At 69.0% G+C, this 21540-nt stretch carries 16 protein-coding genes; 5 read left to right on the plus strand and 11 right to left on the minus strand.

Annotated features, from left to right (window positions below; all coding sequences use genetic code 11):
- Position 1: 1 nt before the first annotated feature.
- The 5 genes from BLT81_RS05205 to BLT81_RS05225 are packed head-to-tail and all read right to left on the minus strand — an operon-like array spanning position 2 to position 5899.
- Positions 2–601, minus strand: a complete 600-nt coding sequence (locus tag BLT81_RS05205) for an RsmD family RNA methyltransferase (protein ID WP_019194941.1) — start codon at positions 599–601, stop codon at positions 2–4.
- 10 nt (positions 602–611) lie between these two features.
- Entirely contained in the window at positions 612–2744 is a 2133-nt protein-coding gene (locus BLT81_RS05210; RefSeq protein ID WP_019194942.1) for an ATP-dependent DNA helicase RecG, read from the minus strand.
- Positions 2745–2748: 4 nt separating this feature from the next.
- A complete protein-coding gene (locus BLT81_RS05215; RefSeq protein ID WP_040421783.1) occupies positions 2749–4257 on the minus strand; it encodes a DAK2 domain-containing protein in 1509 nt (502 codons plus the stop codon).
- A gap of 11 nt (positions 4258–4268) precedes the next feature.
- On the minus strand, positions 4269–4937 hold the full coding sequence (locus BLT81_RS05220) for a uracil-DNA glycosylase (RefSeq protein ID WP_019194944.1): 669 nt from the start codon (positions 4935–4937) through the stop codon (positions 4269–4271).
- Positions 4937–5899, minus strand: coding sequence for a thiamine-phosphate kinase (locus tag BLT81_RS05225; protein WP_019194945.1), 963 nt, complete (start codon positions 5897–5899; stop codon positions 4937–4939). The genes BLT81_RS05220 and BLT81_RS05225 overlap by 1 nt, the downstream gene beginning before the upstream one ends.
- A gap of 34 nt (positions 5900–5933) precedes the next feature.
- Between BLT81_RS05225 and BLT81_RS05230 the strand changes: the two genes are divergently transcribed.
- Entirely contained in the window at positions 5934–6899 is a 966-nt protein-coding gene (locus BLT81_RS05230; protein WP_019194946.1) for a DUF3515 domain-containing protein, read from the plus strand.
- Here the strand turns inward: BLT81_RS05230 and BLT81_RS05235 are convergent.
- Positions 6871–7926 carry a D-alanine--D-alanine ligase family protein gene (locus tag BLT81_RS05235; RefSeq protein WP_019194947.1) on the minus strand — a complete coding sequence of 352 codons (1056 nt, stop codon included), beginning with the start codon at positions 7924–7926 and terminating at the stop codon, positions 6871–6873. The genes BLT81_RS05230 and BLT81_RS05235 overlap by 29 nt on opposite strands.
- A gap of 20 nt (positions 7927–7946) precedes the next feature.
- On the minus strand, positions 7947–8945 hold the full coding sequence (locus tag BLT81_RS05240) for an NAD(P)H-dependent glycerol-3-phosphate dehydrogenase (RefSeq protein WP_019194948.1): 999 nt from the start codon (positions 8943–8945) through the stop codon (positions 7947–7949).
- Between the two features lie 235 nt (positions 8946–9180).
- Here BLT81_RS05240 and BLT81_RS05245 point away from each other — a divergent pair, with 235 nt between their 5' ends.
- Positions 9181–10149, plus strand: coding sequence for an NUDIX hydrolase (locus tag BLT81_RS05245; protein WP_051011586.1), 969 nt, complete (start codon positions 9181–9183; stop codon positions 10147–10149).
- A gap of 19 nt (positions 10150–10168) precedes the next feature.
- On the opposite strand, the gene leuD is transcribed toward BLT81_RS05245, so the two are convergent.
- Both leuD and leuC read right to left on the minus strand, forming a co-directional pair.
- Positions 10169–10756, minus strand: a complete 588-nt coding sequence (leuD, locus tag BLT81_RS05250) for a 3-isopropylmalate dehydratase small subunit (RefSeq protein ID WP_019194950.1) — start codon at positions 10754–10756, stop codon at positions 10169–10171.
- 17 nt (positions 10757–10773) lie between these two features.
- Positions 10774–12201: a 3-isopropylmalate dehydratase large subunit gene (gene leuC, locus BLT81_RS05255; protein ID WP_019194951.1), complete on the minus strand. Its 1428-nt coding sequence runs from the start codon at positions 12199–12201 to the stop codon at positions 10774–10776.
- A gap of 36 nt (positions 12202–12237) precedes the next feature.
- On the opposite strand from leuC, the gene BLT81_RS05260 reads away from it, so the two are divergent.
- Complete coding sequence (locus BLT81_RS05260) at positions 12238–12951, plus strand: IclR family transcriptional regulator (protein ID WP_019194952.1); 714 nt, start codon at positions 12238–12240, stop codon at positions 12949–12951.
- Here BLT81_RS05260 and BLT81_RS05265 read toward each other — a convergent pair.
- Positions 12948–15701: an FAD/NAD(P)-binding protein gene (locus tag BLT81_RS05265; RefSeq protein ID WP_019194953.1), complete on the minus strand. Its 2754-nt coding sequence runs from the start codon at positions 15699–15701 to the stop codon at positions 12948–12950. The two genes, BLT81_RS05260 and BLT81_RS05265, sit on opposite strands and share 4 nt — an antisense overlap.
- Before the next feature lie 4 nt (positions 15702–15705).
- Positions 15706–16641: a pyridoxal-phosphate dependent enzyme gene (locus tag BLT81_RS05270; protein ID WP_040421833.1), complete on the minus strand. Its 936-nt coding sequence runs from the start codon at positions 16639–16641 to the stop codon at positions 15706–15708.
- Positions 16642–16726: 85 nt separating this feature from the next.
- Between BLT81_RS05270 and BLT81_RS05275 the strand changes: the two genes are divergently transcribed.
- Positions 16727–19360, plus strand: coding sequence for a YhgE/Pip domain-containing protein (locus BLT81_RS05275; RefSeq protein WP_019194955.1), 2634 nt, complete (start codon positions 16727–16729; stop codon positions 19358–19360).
- On the plus strand, positions 19357–21534 hold the full coding sequence (locus tag BLT81_RS05280; protein WP_019194956.1) for a YhgE/Pip domain-containing protein: 2178 nt from the start codon (positions 19357–19359) through the stop codon (positions 21532–21534). The genes BLT81_RS05275 and BLT81_RS05280 overlap by 4 nt, the downstream gene beginning before the upstream one ends.
- Positions 21535–21540: the final 6 nt, after the last annotated feature.

Below are 21540 nucleotides of genomic sequence, written 5' to 3' on the forward strand. Positions count from 1 at the left end.
TTTACTCTCCTTGATCGGTGTCGGGCCCTGTACCAGGACCGGCGCTGTAGACCGCCATGTCCATCCGGGCGATGCCGTAGAGCCGCTTCTTCAGCTTCTGCGTCGTCGGAGTAAACGCCGCGGGCCAGGCCGTCTCGGGGCTGTCGCGGTGGCGCTCGATGACGACCACGGCGCCGTCGATAAGCGTCGGCTCGAGGGCGTGGAGCATCTCGACGACGGACTCGTCGGCGAGGTCGTAGGGCGGGTCCGCGAGCACCATGGAGAAGTGCTCGCGGGGGGCGCGGGCCAGGTACGTCGAGGCCTTGACCGGCTCGATGCGCACGTTCGGGTGGCCTACCACCCCGGCGTTGAACTCGATGACCTGAACCGCCCGCGGGTCATTTTCCACGAGGACCACCTCCGCCGCCCCGCGGGAGGCAGCCTCCAGGCCCAGCGCCCCGGAGCCGGCGAACAGATCGAGCACGACCTGGTCGACGATGCCGAAGCGAACCTGCAGCGACGAAAACAGACCCTCGCGCGCCCTATCCGAGGTCGGGCGCGTGCCCTCCGGCGGCACCTTGATCTTGCGGCCGCGGGCCTCTCCCGAAATAATGCGGTTCATTCCGACCACCTTAACTCTTCTCCAAGAACTCAAAGCGCTCCGGCACCAACGAATCCGCCACCTCGCGTGCCTTCTCCGGGTGCGCGGCGACAAACGCCGCGGCGTCCTCGTAGGCGCGCATCACCACCGGGTAATCCTCCACCAGGTTAATCAAGCGCAGCGTGCGCCGCGCCCCCGACTGGCTCGCGCCCAGCACGTCGCCCTCCTGCCGGTTGCGCAGGTCGAGCTCGGCGAGCTCGAAGCCGTCCGTTGTCGCGGCCACCGCGCTGACCCGCTCAAACGCGGCCGAGCCCGGCTCGGCACGGGTATGAAACAGGCACAGCGACGCGCTGCCGCCTCGCCCGACGCGCCCCCGCAGCTGGTGCAACTGGGACACGCCGAAGTTCTCCGACTCGCGCACTACCATCACCGTCGCGTTGGGCACGTCCACGCCGACCTCGATGACCGTCGTGGATACCAGCACGTGGATCCCCCCGGCGACGAAGTCCGCCATCACCGCGTCCTTTTCTTCGCTTTTCATCCGGCCGTGCAACACACCCACCTCGAGGTCGCGGAACTCGGTGTCCCGGAGCCAGGAGGCGATCTGGGTGACGCCGCCGTCGCCGTCGATACGCGGGCACACGACGTAAGCCTGGTGGCCGGCAGCCGCCTCCTCGCGGATTTTCTCCCACGCACGCGCCACCCACGTCGGGCGGAACTCGGGCACCACCGACGACTGGATCGGTCGGCGCCCGCCCGGCAGCTCCCTCAGGGTCGACACCTTGAGGTCGCCGAAGACGGTGATTGCAATGGTGCGCGGGATCGGCGTGGCCGTCATCACGAGCAGGTGCGGGGTGTTATCCCCCGCTTTCGCGCGCAGCGCATCGCGCTGCTCCACGCCGAAGCGGTGCTGCTCATCGACGACGACGAAACCCAGCCGGAAGAACTCCACGCCCTCCTGCAACAGCGCGTGGGTGCCCACGACGATCTCCGCCTCCCCCGTCATCGCCTGGAGAAGCGCCTGCTGCTTTTGCGCGGCGGGAAGCGAGCCGGTCAACGCGACGACGCGAGCGGGCACACCCGCGTTCATGAGCGTCTGCGTCAACGAGCGCGCATGCTGCATCGCCAGCACCTCCGTCGGCGCGAGCAGGGCGCACTGGGCGCCGTTGTCGACGGCCTGCAGCATCGCCAGAAGGGCCACGATCGTCTTCCCCGAGCCAACCTCGCCCTGCAGCAGGCGGCTCATCGGGCGCGGCTGTGCGAGGTCCTCGCTGATCTGCGTGAGCACCTCGTTCTGCCCCGCCGTCAGAGGGAAGGGTAAGCGGCGCAGCAGCGCGTCCTGGTCGCGCCCCTCGACGCGCGGCAGCGGCGTCGCCGGGTCCGCTTCCGCGTCGGCGCGGCGCACCGCCATCGCCAGGGCCACGCCCATCGCCTCGTCGTATTTGAGCCTGTCGATCGCTTTCGTCGGCCCCGCGGGACCGGGCTCGTGGATTTCTCGGATCGCTCTGTCCAGCGGGATCAGGCCCGCCGGAACCTCCCCGAGCGGCTCTGCGACCGGCTCTAAGGAACGAAGCACGGCGTGGACGGCGCCCATGACCATCCACGTGCTCGCCTTGGAGGCCGCGGGGTATAGCGGTAGCCACTCGCGCCCCCGCAGGATCTCTCCGATGTCGCCGAAGTGCGCCAGCTGACGCAGCGCGCCGGTTGCCTCAGAGGGGGAGTCCAACAGCACGAAATCAGGGTGCTGGAGTTGCGGCTCTCCCCGGAAGGAACCGAGCTTTCCCGTGAGCATCACACGTTGGCCCCGCATGAGGGAGCGCCGGGCGTAGTCCGACCCGAAGAACGTCGCCGCGATGGTGGTCGAGCCGTCGTCCACAGTGACCTTGTACAGCGAGGAGGGCCTGCGTGTGCCGCGCGTGTCCGGCCGCTTGTTCTTCCGCGAAAACTCGTGCGTACCTACGACGCGCCCCACCACGCTCACCGTGTCGCCCTCGACAGCACCGTCCAGGTCGAGCGAGCCACCCGAGCCGTAATGCAGGTAGCGGCGCGGGTAGTGGCGCAACAACTCCCCGCACGTGGAGATGCCCAGGTGTTTTTCCAGCGCGCGCGCCTGCCGCAGCGGGATGACCAGGTTGAGCGGGCGTGCGTCGTCGAACCCCAGCACCGGCTTACTCCACCCCGAGCTCCGCGATCGAGCCCAGGCCGTCGGCCGGGTACGCGAGAACATCCACGCCAAGTTCTTCAGCGAGCGGGGTGGTGTCGAACTCTCCGCACTCCTCGGGGCAGTACAGCAGGACCACCTGCTCGCCGCCGTGCTCGAGCAACCGGCGGCACGCGGCAGCCACGGCCTCGCACGGGTCATCGGAGGCCGGGGTGCTCTCTCCATGCGTCACCACGACGAGCCCCTCCTCGCCGCGCTGGATCGCGGCGGTGCGCATCTCGCCGGCGGCCTCCGACATCGTGAACGCCATCGTCGACAGCGGCTGATCCGGATCGTGGACGGTCAGCGCCGCGATCCCGGACACGAGGCGCACCGTGGGCAGCACGGTCACCGTCTGTTCGAAGGCCCGGGCCGCCTTCTCGATGCCGCCGATCTGGCGCGAATCCAGCTGGCCGTTGGGCAGGAGGATCACCTCGGTGGCGGGGGAACGCCGGACGACGCTCAGCACCTCCGAGACGACGTCGTCGCCGGGTTCGACCGTCACCGCGCCCGCCTCCGTGTACAGCTCGGCGAGGGAACCCGCCGGGGTGAGCGCCACGATGAGGCGCTCGGGGTTTTCCGTCACCGGGGTTGGCGGTAGCACCTCGAGCCGGAGGTCGCCGACCTCGCCCATCGCGTAGGCCGTCTCGATGACTCGGCCGGCGTCCGCGGAGTGGATGTGGACCTTGCCGTGGGTGTCGTGCACCCGGGCGACGACGAGGCTCGTCCCCATGTGCGTGAGCGCGGCCTCCAGCTCGTCGAGCGGGCCGGAAAAGAGGAACATGACCTCCAGCTCGGCGGGCTGGGAGTGCGGCTCGTGGTCCTCGGGCTCCTCCGCCGACGCGGCGTCGCGGCCCGCGACCTCGCCGACAAACTCCTCGAGCAAGATCACTAGGCCAGCCCCGCCGGCGTCGACCACGCCGGCCTCTCTCAGCACCTCGAGCTGGGAGGGCGTCTTTGCCAGCGCCGCGCGCGCGGCGGACAGCGCGGCGTCCGCGACCTCCTCCAGCGGGGCGCCCTCGGCGACGTCGCTGGCGGCCCCGGCAGCGGCGCGCAGCACCGTGACCACCGTGCCCTCGACGGGGTCGGTGATCGCGCGGTCGACGAACTGCACCGCCGAGTTCAGGGCGGTGGCCACGTCGCCCGCGCTGAGAGGGCCCTCGCTCACGCTCTGGGCGATGGCCCGGATGAACTGCGATAACACGATGCCGGAATTGCCGCGGGCCCCGCGTACGCTCCCCACCGCGAGGGCCTCGGCGACCTCGCGCACGCTGGCGCCCGCGCCGCGACTTTCCGCCTCCGCGACGGCGGCCTTCATCGTGTGGGCCATGTTTGAGCCCGTGTCGGAGTCGCGCACAGGGAAGACGTTGAGCTCGTTGATCTCCACACGCCTGCGCTCGAGCTCCGTCGCCGATCGTCGCGCCCAGCTGAGCAAGCGGGCGCCATCGAAGACCGTGGGCGCGGCAGCAGTCACCATGGGTAGAGAGTTTACAGCCCCTGATAAGCTTCTCCGGACAGGCTCCACTCCACGGGCTGCGCCCCCTGCTCGACCAGCGCCCGGTTCGCGCGCGAAAAGGGGCGGGATCCGAAAAACCCGCGGGAGGCCGACAGCGGCGAGGGGTGCGGCGACTCGATGCGGGGCGTGGTGCCCAAAAAGCGCGCCGCCGACTGGGCGTCACGGCCCCAGAGGATGGCCACGAGGGGCGTCCCGCGCGCCACGAGCGCGGTGATCGCCTGCTCCGTCACCGCCTCCCAGCCCTTGCCGCGGTGCGAGGCCGGGGCGCCCGGGCGGACGGTGAGCACGCGGTTGAGCAGGAGAACACCTTGTTTCGACCAGGCGCTGAGGTCGCCGTCGTCACGCGCGGCGACGCCGAGGTCCTGCCCCAGCTCCCTGTAGATGTTGACCAACGAGCGCGGCGGCGCTACCCCCGGCTGGGTGGAAAAGGCCAGCCCCATGGGGTGCCCGGGCGTGGGGTACGGGTCCTGGCCGAGGATGAGCACGCGGACATCGTCGAAGGGGTCGTGGAAGGCACGCAGGATCTCATTGCCGCGCGGCAAAAACGCTGCCTCCGCGCGCAGGAACTCCCCCATCGCGTGGATCTGGTCCTCGACGGGAGCGAGCGGCTCCTTCCACGATTCGTGCACGGGCAGCACCATTAGAAACTCCCCCATCCCGAGGTGTATGCGGGTTCCTCGCCGTCCACGGTGACGCCCGCGCCCTTGCGCACCGTGCCCACCGGGCGAAAGCCCACGGGCGCGTCGCCGTCGATGGTGCCGATGAGCGTGTGGTCTTCTCCCCCGCACAGCACCCACCGCCAGGGGTCGACGCCCAGCAGCTCGCCGGCGCGGCGCAGCAGGGTGTCCGGCGCGATCGCCCGGCTGTCGAGGTCAACGCACACACGCGAGCGCCCGGCGAGGAGGCCGACGTCGCGGACCAGGCCGTCGGAGTTGTCCGTCATCGCTGTCGCGCCCGCGGCCCGGGCCACCACCCCGCGGCCGGGAGTGAGCTCGGGCGCCTGGTGGGCGAGGACGAGCGGCTCGAGCTCCTCCGGGATCTCTCGCCCGGAGCGCAGCAGGTCCAGGCCCGCCGCCGAGTAGCCGAGCCGACCGTGGGCCACCACGCGCTGCCCCGCTCGCGCCCGACGCAACGACAGCGGGCCCTTGTTGCCTCCGAGCGAGCCGATGGCCGACACCGAAATGACCAGGCACTCCCCGCCGGTGACGTCGCCGCCGACGAGTTCCGTGGAGTACTCCTCCATCTTCGAGTGGATGCCCCGGGCAAGCTCCTCCACCACCGCCAACGGAAGCGTATCCGGCGCGGACATTGCAAGCAGCGCCGCGATCGGGCGCGCGCCCATCGCCTCGATGTCGGCGAAGTTTTGCACCACGGCCTTGCGCCCGAGCAGGTAGGCGGTGGTGTACTCCGGCAGGAAGTGGCGGCCTTCGACGAGCATGTCCGTCGTAGCCACGACGCGCGAGTTCGGCGCAGCCGGGGTGAGGACCGCAGCGTCGTCGCCGTTGATGGTCGACGGGGCGGAATCCACGATCGCGCGGATCACCTGCTCCTCGCCGACATCGCCGAGCGTCGGGCCCGAAGCGGGAAAACCTGTGCGAATCACGAGCAGAAACGCCCTTTCAGTAGAGTTATTCGGCATGACGGGATTGAACGACAGGCCGCAAACGGCACCGGGCAGCACGGCCGCCACGCTCAATGCCCCCCAATTTAGCCGGGGCCTCGTTATCGCCATCCTCGCCCTCGCGCTCGCGCTCGTCGGGGGCGTGCTCATCGGGGCAAGAGTCGTCTACGACCGGGTCAACAACCAGCCCGTCGCGATGACGCCGCTGCCCTCGCCCCTCGCCGACTCACCGGAGTGTGCCGCCTTCGTTGACCAGCTGCCCGACCGCGTGGACGGGCACCTCCGCGCCGAGCTCGCCGAGCCCGCCCCCGACGGCGCCGCGGCCTGGCAGGCCTCGCCCACCGAGCGCATCACGCTTCGCTGCGGGGTGGACCTGCCACAGCAGTACAACGAGTACACCCCCACGACCGAGTCGCAGGGTGTGCGGTGGATGCGTGTCGACGACCCCACGGCCGGCTCCACCTTCAGCACTTGGTACACCGTCGATCGCGTCCCAGCCGTCGCCGTGACCTCAGAGGAGACGGGCGGCTTTCGGGAGGACCCGCCGTCCGGCATCGGCGCGCAGGCTCTCCCGCGGGACGATATCCAGCCCGCCCCCGCCCCGCTGTCCGGCCTGGCGCCAGGGCCCGCCGAGGGCTGCTCGGCGCTCATGGCTGACCTGCCCGAACAGATCGCAGACGGCTTCGAGCCGCTCGACGTCGACCACCCGGATACCGCAGTGTGGGTCGCCGAGGGCCGCGAGCCCATCGTCGTGCGCTGCGGCGTCGCCGAACCGGAGAACTACGAGGCCGGGGCGCAGCTGTACCAGATCAACGACGTCACCTGGTTCGAAGACACGACGCTGGCCAACGGGACGACCTCCTCGACGTGGTTCGCCCTCGGCCGCACCAGCACCGTCGCTGCCCACCTGCCGCAGGCCGAGGGCAACGAGGCCGTCACGGCGCTGACAGAGGCTATCTCCCGGACCGTGCCAGAGCGGTAGCGATCATCGTGTCGAGAAGCTCGCTGTAGCTCACGCCCGAGGCGAGCCACATCTGCGGGTACATGGAGATCGAGGTGAACCCGGGCATGGTGTTGACCTCGTTGAGCACCGGCCCGCGCTCGGTGAGGAAGAAGTCCACCCGCGCCAGCCCCGTGCAGCTCAGCGCACGGAACGCCCGCACCGCCAGCTCGCGCAGCTCCTCGACCACCTCCGGCGCGTACGGCGCGGGGATGGACGCCGTGACGTTGTTCTCCAGGTACTTCGTTTCAAACCCGTAGAAGCCTTCGTGGCTGTCCTCGGTGCCGTTGAGCCGCGCCGGCACCGAGGCGCTCACGCGCCCGTCGGGGTATTCCAACACGCCGACCTCGACCTCGTCGCCGACCAGCTCGGCCTCCACGATCACCTTCCCGTCGGATTCGCGCGCCAGCGCGATCGCTTCGTCGAGCGCGCCCCAGTCGGTCACCTTGGACACGCCTATCGACGACCCGCCGCTCGCCGGCTTCACAAAGACCGGCAGGCCGAGGCGCTGCTTGGCGGCGTCGTCAAGCACCTGCCCTGGTCCGAGGACCGCCTCCTCCGTGACCGCCATGCCCGCGAGCCTGACCAGCTTCTTTGTGTACTCCTTGTCCATCGCGCAGGCCGAGGCGAGGACGCCGGGGCCAACGTAGGGCACGCCAGAGAGCTCGAACATGCCCTGGATCGTGCCGTCCTCGCCGAACTTGCCGTGCAGGACCGGCAGCACGACGTCCACGGTGGCGAGCGCCTCGCCGCTGCGGGCGTCGGCGAACTGGCCGCGGCGCTGCGGGCTCACGGACAGCGCCACCTCGCGCCCCCCGGTCACCTCGGGCAGCGTTTCGCCGCGGACGGGGTCGAGCTCCCCGAGAACCCAGGCTCCCTCGCGGGTGATGCCCACGGGGAGGACCTCGTAGCGCTGCGGGTCGAGGTTGGCCATGATGGAGCCCGCCGAGATGCAGGAGATCGAGTGCTCGGTGGAGCGGCCACCGTAAATGACAGCGATGCGAATCATTGTGCCCACTCTACCGGCGTTTACTCTGACTTCTTGGAGCGCCCCATCAAAGCAGCGATGCTGTCGGACACGGCTTGGCCGTTGTGGCACACCGAGAAAACCGAGTGGGTGATCGGCATATCCACCCCGTGCATCCGCGCCATCTCGTGGATGCTGCGCGAGGAGATCACGCCCTCTGCGACCTGCCCCTTCGTAGCCTCGGCGGCCTGCTCAACCGTTGCGCCCTCGCCGAGGGCCGCGCCGAAGGTCCTGTTGCGAGACAGCGGCGAGGAGCACGTGGCCACCAGGTCGCCCATGCCCGCCAGGCCCGAGAAGGTGCGCGCATCGGCACCGAGCTCCGCGCCGAGGCGGGCGATCTCGGCTAAGCCGCGCGTGATCAGCGAGGCCTGGGTATTCTGCCCCAGCCCCATGCCCGCGGCCATCCCGCAGGCAAGGGCGATGACGTTTTTGCACGCCCCGCCGATCTCGCAGCCGACGACGTCCGTGTTGGTGTAGGGACGCAGGTAGGGCGTCGCGCACGCGGCTTGCACCAGCTTCGCGCGGTTCAGGTCCGTGCAGGCGATGACGGTGGCCGCCGGCTGCTCCTTGGCGACCTCTTTGGCCAGGTTCGGGCCGGTGAGCACTGCGATGCGTTCGGGGCTGGCGCCGGTGACCTCCGCGATGATCTCGCTCATGCGCATGTAGGTCTGCGCCTCGATGCCCTTGGAGATGGACAGCAGCGTCGCGTCCGCTTCGAGCCGTGGCGCCCACGCGGTGAGGTTGTCGCGCATGGTCTGGCTGGGCACGGCGAAGACGACGATCGCCGCCCCGCTCAACGCCTCATCCGCCTCGGAGGTGGGCACAATCGACTCGGGCAGCGCGATCCCCGGCAGGTAGTCGGGGTTTTCGTGCGTGGCGGCGATCGCCTTCGTCAGCTCGGGCCGGCGCGCCCAGAGCGCGACCGCGTTGCCCGCGTCGGCGAAGACCTTCGCCAGCGTCGTCCCCCACGACCCAGCGCCCATGACCGCTACGTTGACCATTCGTCGGCTCCTCCATCGAATCCAGTTGGCTGCGTTGGTTGCGTTGCCTGTGCCTGACGCGCCGCGCGCGAAGCAGCGCGAAACAAAACAAGCTTAAACCAGTTCGCGCCGGCGCCGGAAGTGAGACAAAATGGGGCGCATGGCCAAGGACTCTCAGAAGGCAGGCGGCGCCGACGCTGCGCACGCGCCCCGCAAGGCGACACTGCACGAACAGGACAAAGACGACCAGGGGGAGATGTTCCTCACCGGCCGCCACCAGGAAATTCCCCGCCACCCCGAGAAGGAGTTTCACAAGACCACCCTCGCCGCCGGAGCCGTGCTGTGGCGCGGCAGCGTCCCCGCCGAGGGCGACGACGTCTCGAACATCGAGGTCGCCTGCATCCACCGCCCCCGCTACGACGACTGGTCGCTGGCCAAGGGCAAGGTCGACCCGGGCGAATCCCTCGTGTCCACCGCCGTGCGCGAAATCCGCGAGGAGACGGGCTACCACGTGCGTTTGGGCAAGCTTCTGGGCAAGACCGTGTACCCGGTGAAAAACACCACGAAGGTGGTCTACTACTGGACGGGCGAGGTCACCGGCGGAGAGTTCGTCCCCAACGACGAGGTCGATGAGATCCGCTGGCTTGCCCTCCCCGAGGCGAAGGAGCTTCTCACCTACGACCTCGACCGCGAGGTGCTGGAGAAGGCGGAAAAGCGCTTCCGCCTGCCGACCCACGCGCGCGTCCTCTACGTCCGCCACGGCCGCGCCCACGACCGCGAGAAGTGGTCCGGCGACGACAACCTGCGCCCCCTGGACAAAAAGGGGCTACGTCAGTCGGAGATGCTCGTGCCCCAGCTGGCGCCTTTCGCTCCGACACGCATCTACTCGGCGGTGCCCGACCGCTGCCAGAACACCGTCGCCCCTCTCGCGGACGAGCTCTCCCTCGAGATCACCGTCGACGCGCGCTTCGGCGACGACGGCTGGGCGGCAAGCCAGGTCGAGGCGCAGAAGGCGTTCATGGAGGTCGTCGAACAGGGCGGCACGAGCGTCATCTGCGCCCAGGGCACAGTGATGCCGCAGATGATCGCGTGGCTCTCGGCCCAGGGCCGGCTGCCTATCGACGACGAGATTCGCGTCAAGAAGGGCGGCGTGTGGGTGCTGTCCTTCCATCGCGGAGAGCTGACCGGGGCGGACTACCTGCCGTCTGCGCTGCCGGTGCACTAGCCGCCGCGAGTGCGCGTCGCTAAACGCTCGGCTTGAACGCTGGGCGGCGCGCCTCGAAGGCGTCGATGGCGTCCTCTTGGCGCAGGGTCAAGCCGATGTCGTCGAGGCCTTCCATGAGCCTCCATCGGGTGTAGTCGTCGACGTCGAAGGTGTAGGTCGACTCCCCGACCGTCACGGTGCGGCTTTCCAGCGAGACGGTGACGTCCTGGCCGGGGTTGTTCTCCAGCTGCTTCCACACCAGCTCGATGTCGGCGGCGCTCATGATGCCCGCCAAGAGGCCCGCCTTGCCGGCGTTGCCGCGGAAGATGTCCGCGAAGCGCGGGCTGAACACGGCGCGGAAGCCGTAGTCGTTGAGCGCCCACACCGCGTGTTCGCGGGAGGATCCGGTGCCGAAGTCGGGGCCGGCGAAGAGGACGGAGCCGTTCTTGTACGCCTCCTGGTTGAGCACGAAATCGGGCTCGTTCTCGCGCCAGTTGGAAAACAGGCCGTCCTCGAAGCCGGTGCGCGTCACGCGCTTGAGGTAGCGGGCCGGGATGATCTGGTCGGTGTCGACGTTGGAGCGGGTCAACGGCACCCCAACGCCGGTGTAGGTGGTGAATTTTTCCATGGCAATGCTCCTTACCCTTACACGGACAGGTCTGCGGGGCTGGCGAGGTGGCCGGCGACGGCGGTCGCGGCGGCGACAAGCGGCGAGACGAGGTGGGTGCGCCCGCCGGGGCCTTGGCGGCCCTCGAAGTTGCGGTTGGAGGTGGACGCCGAACGCTCGCCGGGCGCAAGCTGGTCCGGGTTCATGCCCAGGCACATCGAGCAGCCGGCGGTGCGCCACTCCGCGCCGAAGTCGGTGAAAATCTTGTCCAAGCCTTCGTTCTCTGCCTGCTGCTTCACCATGGTCGACGAGGGCACGACCATCATGCGGGTGCCCTCCGCGATGCGCCGGCCCTTGAGCACCTCGGCGGCGGCGCGCAGGTCCTCGATGCGGGCGTTGGTGCAGGAGCCGAGGAAGACGGTGTCGATCTTGATGTCGCGCAACGGGGTGCCGGGGCGCAGGTCCATGTAGCGCAATGCCTTTTCGGCCGCGGCCTTGGCGGTCTCGTCGCTGAAGGACTCCGGGTCGGGCACGGCCTCGCCGAGCGGCAGGCCCTGGCCGGGGTTGGTGCCCCAGGTGACAAATGGGGTCAGGGCGGAGCCGTCGATCTCGACGACGGTGTCGAAGGCCGCGCCCTCGTCGGTCGGCAGCGTCTTCCAGTACGCGACAGCCTTGTCCCATTCCTCGCCCTTCGGCGCGTATTCGCGCCCCTCCAGGTAGTCGAATGTCTTCTGGTCGGGGGCGACCATGCCGGCGCGGGCGCCTGCCTCGATGGACATGTTGCAGATGGTCATCCGCGCCTCCATCGACAGCTTCTCAATAGCCTCGCCGCGGTATTCGATGATGTGGCCCTGGCCGCCGTTCGTTCCGATCTTCGCGATGATCGCGAGGATCAGGTCCTTCGCGGTAACACCCTCACGCAGCTCGCCGGAGACGTTGATCGCCATCGTCTTGAACGGCGCGAGCGAGAGCGTCTGGGTGGCCATGACGTGCTCGACCTCGGAGGTGCCGATGCCCATCGCGATGGAGCCGAAGGCGCCGTGGGTCGAGGTGTGGGAGTCGCCGCACACGATGGTCATTCCCGGCTGAGTGATGCCCAGCTGCGGGCCGACGGTGTGCACGATGCCCTGCTTGACGTCGCCCATCGAGTGCAGCTTTACGCCGAACTCTTCGCAGTTCTTGCGCAGGGTTTCCACCTGGGTGCGCGAGGTCGGCTCGGCGATCTCGAGAAGGTTGCCGCTGGTGATGCCCAGGGTGGGCACGTTGTGGTCCTCGGTGGCCAGGTGCTGCTCCGGGTGGCGGAGGGTGCGCCCGGACATGCGCAGGCCGTCGAAGGCCTGGGGTGAGGTAACCTCGTGGAGGAGCTGGAAGTCGATGTAAATAAGGTCGGGATCGCCGTTCTCACCGGGCATCACCACGTGGTCGCGCCACACCTTCTCGGCGAGTGTCAGGGCCGTGTCAGACATCGCTGTTCTCCTTTGATCGCTACGCGCATTCTCATTATGCGGGATGTTATCATCCATTACGTGAGACAGTATAGCGAAGACTCCGGCATCAAAGTGCTCGACCGCGCAGTCGTCATCGTGCGGTCCGTCGCCGCCGGCGACAAATCCCTGGCAGAGCTAAGCACCGATACCGGCCTGCCACGAGCAACGACCCATCGCATCGCCACGGCTCTCGAGGTCCACCACATCCTCGCACGCACCCCCGCCGGAGCGTGGACGGTTGGCTCGGCGCTCGCTAGCTACGCCACCCGCACCCCGCCGCAGCTTCTCTCCGCCGCGGGGCCACTCATGCGCGACCTCGTGCGTGAGACCGGCGAATCCGTGCAGCTCTACCAGCTGACGGGCGACACGCGCACGTGCATCGCCGCGGAGGAACCAACCAGCGGCCTGACGTACACGGTTCCCGTCGGCTCGCAGCTCAGCCTCACGGCGGGCTCGGCCGCGCGCGTCTACGCGGCTTTTTCGCTGATCGACGCCCACCCTTTCCCCGCCGACGAACTCGCCGCCGTTCGCGACAGCCTCGTCGCCGAATCCGTCGCCGAGCGCGAGGTAGGCCTGGCCAGCCTGTCTACCCCCGTCTTCGACCCCGAGGGGGAGATCGTGGCGGTGTTGTCCATCTCCGGACCTGTCGAACGCCTCGGCCCCCACCCCGCGCAGAAGTGGGGCGCGCAGCTCACGGACGCGGCCCGCACGCTGCGCGAGGCTCTTTAACCTGCGGCGTCGATCGCGTCGAGCTCGCCCGCCGGCCACACCACATTGCGCGCCAGCGGGATCTGGTGCGAGGCAGACTCCAAGATATGCATGAGGTAGCCGGCCGTGTTCGGGATCGCGACGATATCCCCCGGGGCGACCCCGGAGGGGAAGCGCACCTTCCGGCGGAGGATCAGCTCGTCCTCGATGCAGTACGCGCCAACGAGAAAGGCCTCGAGCTCCTCGCCGGGTTCGCTGGCACGAATGAGAATCGGGTCGACGAGGTAATCGTCGGAGGTGCTGCGGCACTGCGTACGGTTCATGTACAGGCCCACCAGCGGCACACCGTCGCTACGTTCCTTGACAAAGGCGACCTCGGCGAGGGTCAGGCCGCAGCCGTCGAGCAGCGCGCGCCCGGGCTCGAGGTGGAGGCGCAATCCGCGCTCGCGCAGCGCCGCCGCGGTGCCGCCGCCGAGGACCTCGCGCAACCACGCCCCGCGCGTGGGGCTCTGCCAGTAGGGGTACACGGTGGTCAGAGGGTCGGCCTTCCACGTGAACGGTTCGGCGTAGCCGTGGGGCTGCGCGGCAATCGCCTGCTCGTAGGCGCGCCACTGCTCCTCGTGGGCAAGGTAGCTCATGGGCACGCCCCCGCCGAGATCAATGAACTCGAGCTCATGGCCGGCGTCGCGCAGGCCGTCGACAAGCCGCACCGCCTCCTCGAGCGCGACGCGACGGTCGGCCGCCGCGTAGCCGTTAAGGTGCACGTGCACCCCCACCACGCGCACCCCGGCGCGCGCGCTGGAACAGCAGCGCAGCCAGGTGTCCTTGCGCTCCCCGAAGCGGGTGGGCGCCACGGCCGCGGGGTCGGGGGCCAGGCGCGGCGCGACGCGAACCGTCCGGCCCGCCGCGAGGTCCGCGATGCGCTCGTACTCCCCCGCGTTATCTACGGAGATGACCACCCCGCTGTCAATCGCGAGGCGCAGAAGCGCGTCCGGCTTCACCGCCGCCGTGAGGATGATGTCCCTGCCGCGCACCCCGCGCTCGAGCACCTGCCTCAGCTCGTTCTCGCTGGCCACGTCCACGCCGTGACCAGCGTCGCGCACGGCGTCGACAAAGGCGAGGGCTTTGTTTGCTTTGCGGGCGTAGTAGAGCCGCAGCTCGACCCCTTCCGCCGCCGCGGCCTCGACGAGCTCGGCGGCGTTTCGCTTCAGAGGCTCCGCGTCGACCACGTTGACCGGGCTGGAAAAATCGCGGATGAGCCCGCGGCACGCCTCGTTGTCGGCCAGAAGCCGCTGTGCCCACGGCTCGAGGCAGGCCCGCAGCGGGGGCATCCCGTGGACGCGCTCTGGGTCGGCGAGAGCCGCGCGGCTGACCCTGCGCGCCCACGCCGGGATGACCTCGTGCTCGCCGCGCCGCAGGGTGTCGTGGCCGAGGATCCACCCCTCGCTCATCCGGCCGGCCGCCGCGAGGTGCTGCTGCCCGACGAGCGTGCCGTCGCGCTCCACCATGATCGCGCCCGTCTCGCCGTGAACTCGGGCGATGCCGCGTTCGACGAGCAGGCCGGCGACAGTTCCCTTCACCGGGCCCGGAGGTGCGTTGACCGCGTCGACGACGGCGGTGGCGCCCACCTCCCGCGCCAGCGCGGTCAAGTCCTCGTCCCCGCGCCCCAGGAGGTCCGTGCGGATCCGGCCGGATTCGATCATCCCGAGCACCTGCCCGGCCGTCTCGGCCGGCGGGCCGAAGGCGACGCGCTCCAGGGTTGTGGTCAGCTCGCCGAAGCGCTCACCGCCCAGCGAATCGCGCCCTCCGAAGGAGGCGCGTTCGACAACCGCCCCATAGGCGGCGCGGAAGGCGTAGCCGACGGCGGCGGCGGGAGTCCAGGCGCGGCTGCCCACGGCGACTTCGTAGGAGGCGCGCAGGTCCTCGACGGGGTCTGTGCCGTCGCGGCCAGCGAGCACGGCGCGCACTCCCGCCTTGTCGCCTGCGCCCCCCGCGGCGGCGAGGACGTCGAGGGACAGGTCGGCGAGGGCGTCGATAAGCTCAGTGAAACCTGCCGCCCCGCGGATGGAGTCCTCGGCCGCGCGCAGCGCCGGGCGAAGCTGCGCGGCCTGGTCGGGCGCGAGGTGGCACTTGACGTCCATGAACCGCCCTCCGCGCGCGACCGGGTAGAAGATGCCGGCGCGGCAGTAGCGCACGACATCCACGAACGTTAAGGCCGCGCCCCTGACCAGAGCGGTATCGTGCGCGCCGATGGCGTCGAGGTTGCCCGGAGGGAAGGCCCGCACCACAGTGTTCACGCCCTCGACCGAGTCTGGTGCGAGGGCCCCCGGCCAGTCCTCGGCGTGGCCGGTGGCAAGAAGCGCCTCGTCGTAGCGCGTCCCGTCGACCGCCACGCCGCCGTCGGCGGGGATGATCTCATCCACGCGGTGGTCGACGATCTGCACCGTGCAGCCGGCGGGCACCCAGTGCGCGAGCGCGGACCACGAGGCCGCGATGAACCGCCCCACCACGCGACGGGACGGGTACTCGTCGTCGTCCCCCCGCCACTCATTGAGACCGCCGAGGCGGGTGTGCACCGTCTCCGCGGGCACGTTGAGCACCCATTCGGCGGGAAGGTCCGGCTGGTACGAGCCGAGCCCTCCCGCCGTGGCCACCGGCCCGTCGTTGTACACGCTGAGCTCGATGGCCGCGCCACGTTCGCGGGCCCGGCTGAACAGTTCCTCGGCCGCCCACAGCCCGCGGGGCCCGGCCCCAATAATCGCGACTTTCACTCTGCTAGTTCACGTTCCTTTCCACCCAGTCGTCGTTGTAAATCGTATCGAGGTAAGCGCGCCCGTCGTCGTGGAAAATGGCCACGATCTCAGCCCCCGGGTGCGCCCGGGTGATCGTGTCGACGCCCACACACACCGCGCCGCCGGACGCCCCGGGAAGAAAGCCCGTCAGCCGCGCCGCGCGGCGGGCGGCGGCGACGGCATCCGCGGCCCCGACGCGTACCACCTCCTGCGGGGCGAGCCCGCGCGACAGCTCCGTTTCCACTCCCGCCCCGTACCCGGGCAGCACCCGCTCGCCACGCGCGCCGCCGAAAAGTACCGAGCCCTCCGCGTCGACCGCGATCACGCGGGTCCCCAGCCCGCGGCCGTTGATGTAGCGCAGGCACCCGCCGAGGGTGCCCGTGGTGCTCACCGCCACAACGAGGAAATCCGGGGCGTGGCCGAGCTGTTCCACGATCTCGCTCATCGTCCCCTCCGCGTGAGCGGTGAACGCGGCCGTATTTGAGTACTGGTCCAGGTTCACCGCCCCCAGCTGCTCCACCAGTTCGGCGACGCGGGCGCGCCGCGCCGTCAGCCAATCCCCCGTCGCTGGGTCGGGCTCGGAGACCGGGTGGATGTGCGCTCCCAGCGCCTCCATGTGGGCCAGCGTGACGTGGTTCGTTCGGGGGTCGACAACGCAGTGAAACTCGAAGCGACCGACGACAGCCTCGCGGGCGAGCGCCACCCCGAGGTTTCCAGAGCTCGACTCCACCACGACGCTGCCGGGGCCGAGCACGCCGCGAGCGATGGCGTCGGCCACGAGCGCCCGCGCCGTGCGGTCCTTCGCGCTGCCGCCCGGATTGAAGGACTCCAGCTTCGCCCACGCCCCGAGCTCGTCGAGGAGAACAAGCGGGGTGGCGCCGATGGCCCCGAGGATCCCGGGTTCACGCACAGATTTCATGCGCATCAGTTTATACTTCGTGTGTGGGTGGCCTCTGCCCGTCTTTTCGTTTTCGTTATACATCTGGCGGAGGTACGCTCACGCGGTGCGACAAAGCGGACAGATTCTCAGCCGGGACATCCGGCGCCTTGTGCGCGTTCCTCGCGCCTTCATCATCATCCTTGGCGTTCTCATCACCCCGGCGCTCTACGCGTGGTTTAACATCAACGCCTTCTGGGACCCGTACTCCAACACCGAGAACATCCGCATCGTCGTGGTCAACCAGGACCGCGGCGCCGTCATCGAGGGCGACGGCGCCGACGAAGAGGACCGCGAGATTGACGTCGGCAAGCAAATCAGCGAGCAATTAGAGGAAAACGACACCATCGGGTGGGAGTTTTTGCCCGAGGACGAGGCGCGCGACGCGCTCATGCGCGGCGAGTACTACGCCATGTTCCTCATCCCGCCCTCGTTTAGCGAGGACATCCTGAGCCTCGCCGAGGAGACCTACGTCCAGCCGACGTTGCAGTACTACGCCAACGAAAAAATCAACGGCGTCTCCCCCACCATCACCGACGCCAGCGCCTCCGTCATCGACTCCACCATCGCCACGACCTTCAAGCAGCAGGTCGCCGAGGCGGCGGCCTCCGAGCTACGCGACGCGGGCCTCGAGCTGCGCCACGACACTAACACCGCGCGCGACAACGCCACCGGCGGGCTCGAACAGGTCGCGCAGAGCCTCGACTCCGCCAGCGAACGCGTCCAGGAGATGAGATCCACCGTCAACGGCGCCCGCCCCGTCGTCGGCGAGCTGCGTAACCTCGTCATCTCCGTGGACGACACGCTCGGCAGTGTCGGCACGGCGCTCAACGACATCGAAGGGCTTTTGCGCAGCCTCGAAGCCTCCTCCGCCGACTTTTCGGCGTCGGCGTCAACCGCCCTCCTCGAATCGACGAACGCCCTGAGCACGGGCGCCGCCTCCGCGAACGCCTCGATCACGTCCGCGACCGACGAGCTGAAAACGGCGCAGGCCCGGGCGCGTTCCGCCCTCAGAGAGGTCGAGGGAGTTCTCTCCCAGGGCGAGGCCGCCACCGCCCAGCTGCGCTCTCTCGCCGACGGGGCGCCCATCTCCCCCGCGATCTCGGCGGAGATCGACAGCGTGATCAGCGCCCTCGAGGAGCGCACCGGCGCCTCACGCGAGATTATCGACGGGCTGGGCGACCTCGACCGCACGACCGGCACCGCGCTCGACTCGCTGGGCGCGCTGGGCGATTCGTTGGAGCAGGCGGCTGGCGATTCCGCGTCGAACGCCCGCCTCGCCCGCGATGAACTGGCGTCAACCGTGCCCGCAATCAACGCCGCGTTGTCCCGACTGTCCGGCAGCGTCGCCTCCGTGCGCGGCGCTGTGACCAGCCAGCAGGCCCTCACTGACGAGACGCTGGTGCTGCTCGCCGGCGTGGACAACCAGCTCACCTCGTCACTCAGCGTGCTCAACCAGGTGAGCGGCAACCTGGTGACGCTGGCCGACGGCGCCCGCACCGCGCAAAACGACATCGCGACCCTGTTGTCCACCTCCGACTCCGAGACGCTCAACAACGTCACGAGCCTGAACTCCGTCCAGATCGGCGAGTACATCGCCGAACCCGTGAGCGTCGAACAGCACGAGGTCTTCCCCGCGGACAACTACGGCAGCGCCATGGCGGCCTTCTTCACCAACCTCGCGCTGTGGATCGGCGCCTTCGTGCTCACGATCATCTTCCGCGTCGAGGTCGACATGGAGGGCTTCCGCCGCCTCACTGTCGGGCAGGCGTACCTGGGGCGTTTCTTCCTCTTTGCCACCCTGTCCGCCCTGCAGGCCATCGTGGTCTCGGTGGGCAACCTCGCGTTCGGCGTGCAGATGGAATCGATCGCCGCGTTCTTTGTTACGGCGATCCTCACCGGCATCGCCTACACCGCCATCATTTACGCCATCGTCTCCGCCTTCGGGCACCTCGGCCGGGGGCTTGCGGTGCTACTTGTTGTCATCCAGATTCCGGGCGCCTCCGGCCTCTACCCCATCGAGCTGATGCCCGGCTTCTTCCGCGCCCTCTATCCCCTCCTGCCGTTTAGCTACGGCATCAACGCCATGCGCGAGACTATTAGCGGCTTCTACGGCGGCCATTACTTCCGCTATATGGCCGTTTTGTTCGCCATTGCGGCGCTCGTCATGGCCCTGGGGTGGCTGTTCCGCCGCACCTCCTCGCACGCGAACCTGCTGTTCAACCGCCAGCTGGCTACGACCAACCTGATCACCAGCGAGAAGGTCGAAGTGATGGGCTCGCCCTACCGCATTTCCGACATCATGGCGGCGCTGTCGGACCGCAAGGAGTTCGGTGAGGCCGTGGCCAAGCGGGCGCGCTTCCTGCACGAGAACTACAAGACCCTCATCTTCGCAGGGATCGGAGCCGGCGTCATCGGCGTGGCCATCATCACCGGCCTGACCATGCTGCTGCCCACCGACAAATCGGTCATGCTCGCGATCGCGGTAGCGTGGTCGCTTCTGGTCATCCTCTACCTCGGCGGCGTCGAGTACTTCACGCAGAGCCTCGTCGACGCCCAGCAGGTCACGAGGCTTGGCGACGCCGAGCTCCGCGACGCCGTTGTCCACCGCCACGACTCCACAGGCACCGCGGTCACCATCGCTGGCATACCCGCTGACGGCCACGAGGAGGACCACCACGAGGAAGGGGAACGCTCGTGAGGACGATTCTTTCCATTGCCTTCAACGATCTGCGACGCCTGTACACCAACGTCATGGCCGGCATCGTCATGGTCGGGCTCATCGCCATCCCCTGCCTGTTCGCCTGGTTCAACATCCTGGCCACCTGGGACCCCTTCGGCAACACCGAACGCCTCAAAGTCGCGGTGGCCAACACCGACGAGGGCCACACCAGTACCATCACTCCGCTGTCGGTCAACGTCGGCGACATGGTCTTGTCCCAGCTCTACCGCAACGACGCGATGGACTGGGTCATCACCAGCGAAGAGGACGCGATCGAGGGAGCACGCTCCGGCGAGTACTACGCGGCCATCGTCTTGCCGCCGACGCTGAGTGACAACATGCTCACCTTCTACACCGGCGCCGCCGAGCCGAGCACCATCGACCTCTACGTCAACGAGAAGAAGAACCCGATCTCCCCGCTCATCGTCTCCGCGGGCGGCGAAGGGGTCGGCTCGCAGATCAACGAGACCTTCACGCGCACGCTGTCCGAGGTGGCCTTCGGGCTGATCGAGACCGCCAACGACTTCCTCAACGAGGACGAGACGATACGCGCGCTCGACTCGATTGAACAGCGCACGATCAACGTCCGCGACCAGCTTCTATCCGGGGCGGACACCGTCGACGCGCTCGCCGCGCTGACGGAATCGAGCGTCCCCCTCGTCGACGGCGCGCAGCGCATCGCCGACGCGTTCGACGCTTCTCTCAACCAGATCCAGCCGGCGGACCTCGGCGACCTAGGCACGCAGCTCGGCACCGGGGCGGGCTCGCTCGGCGCGGCGCTCGCCGCCACCGCTGACAGCTACTCGCAGGTCGGCGACCGCGTCGACGAGCTTCTCGCCGACGCGGGAGCGACCTCGCAGGCGACGGCCGGGACCCTGAGCGACATCGCGGCGCGTATCGACGTCCAAGCAACGCAATACACCACCCTGCGCGACCGACTGAATAACGAGGTCATCCCGGCGCTGCCCGCCCCGGCCCAGCCGCCGCTGCGTTCCGTGGCCGCCAGCCTCGACGACACGATCGCCCGCCAAACCACGGTGCGCGACCACCTCAACGACGCCGCCGCCCGCATCGGCGCCGGCCGCGGTAGCGACGACGACCGCCGCGCCATCGCCGAGTCGATCGGCGCGGCCCGGGACGCCGCGGACTCTGCACGCCAGACCTTCGACACCACCGTGCGCCCCCAGCTCGAGTCCCTGGCCGGATCTGTCCAGGGCGTCCAGTCGAGCGTCGATAAGGCGCGCTCCGACATGGCCGGCGTGGCTACCGCGCTGGATAACTCCCCCGGCTCGTTGCGGGCCACCCTGGCAACGACGGGCGAGGACCTGCGTTCGATGGCGGAGTCGATGCGCGACAGCGCCGCGACGATGCAGGACGCGCAGCGCTCCATCGCGCAGGCGCGCGCCGAGGGCGACGTGAGCGAGCTCGCCGACCTCATCGCCAGCCGCCCGGAGGAGTTGGCGGACGCGTTGGTGGAGCCGATCGCGATCGATCGCCAGGCCGTTTTCCCTCGCGCCAGCTTCGGCGCCGGTATGACCCCTCTCTACACCGTCATCGCGCTGTGGGTCGGCGCGCTGCTGAGCGCTGTCGCGCTGCGCACGGACAAGGAGTCCGTGGTGCAGAACGTGGTCGACCCGGAGGACGTGACCACGGCGCAGGAGTACTTCGGCCGCTACCTCACTTTCGTGGTCACCGGCCTGGCGCAGTCGACGCTGATTATGGGCGGGCTGATCCTCTACGTGGAGATCTCGCCCGCGCATCCCTTCCTGCTCTTCGTCGCGGGGTGGGTGTCCAGCCTTGTGTTCCATATGATCTGTTACACCCTCGTGCTCTCGTTAAGCAACGCTGGCAAGGCGATCGGCGTGATCCTGCTCGTCCTGCAGGTCTCCGCAGCCGGCGGCGCCTACCCGCTCATGATGCTTCCCGAGTGGGTGCAAAACACCAGTCCGTGGTTGCCGGCAACATACTCGGTGTGGGCGATGCGTGCGGCCATCTTCGGCACCTACGACGGCGACTTCTGGAAGGCGATCGGCATGCTCCTGTTGTTCACCCTGCCGTTCCTCCTCCTCGGGCTGTGGCTGCGCAACCTGCTCGCCACGCCGATCGGCAAGATGGACGACGCGGTGGCGAGGACGAAGGTGCTCCAAGGCTAGGTGTAC

The sequence above is a fragment of the Corynebacterium timonense genome, assembly GCF_900105305.1.
GTDB lineage: Bacteria > Actinomycetota > Actinomycetes > Mycobacteriales > Mycobacteriaceae > Corynebacterium > Corynebacterium timonense.

Bases quoted from the DNA above. Each gene is read 5' to 3' on its own strand.
- BLT81_RS05205 (WP_019194941.1), bottom strand. From the start codon at position 601: ATGAACCGCATTATTTCGGGAGAGGCCCGCGGCCGCAAGATCAAGGTG.
- BLT81_RS05215 (WP_040421783.1), bottom strand. From the start codon at position 4,257: ATGGTGACTGCTGCCGCGCCCACGGTCTTCGATGGCGCCCGCTTGCTC.
- BLT81_RS05220 (WP_019194944.1), bottom strand. From the start codon at position 4,937: ATGGTGCTGCCCGTGCACGAATCGTGGAAGGAGCCGCTCGCTCCCGTC.
- BLT81_RS05230 (WP_019194946.1), top strand. From the start codon at position 5,934: ATGACGGGATTGAACGACAGGCCGCAAACGGCACCGGGCAGCACGGCC.
- BLT81_RS05235 (WP_019194947.1), bottom strand. From the start codon at position 7,926: ATGATTCGCATCGCTGTCATTTACGGTGGCCGCTCCACCGAGCACTCG.
- BLT81_RS05240 (WP_019194948.1), bottom strand. From the start codon at position 8,945: ATGGTCAACGTAGCGGTCATGGGCGCTGGGTCGTGGGGGACGACGCTG.
- BLT81_RS05245 (WP_051011586.1), top strand. From the start codon at position 9,181: ATGTTCCTCACCGGCCGCCACCAGGAAATTCCCCGCCACCCCGAGAAG.
- leuD (WP_019194950.1), bottom strand. From the start codon at position 10,756: ATGGAAAAATTCACCACCTACACCGGCGTTGGGGTGCCGTTGACCCGC.
- leuC (WP_019194951.1), bottom strand. From the start codon at position 12,201: ATGTCTGACACGGCCCTGACACTCGCCGAGAAGGTGTGGCGCGACCAC.
- BLT81_RS05260 (WP_019194952.1), top strand. From the start codon at position 12,238: ATGCGGGATGTTATCATCCATTACGTGAGACAGTATAGCGAAGACTCC.
- BLT81_RS05270 (WP_040421833.1), bottom strand. From the start codon at position 16,641: ATGAAATCTGTGCGTGAACCCGGGATCCTCGGGGCCATCGGCGCCACC.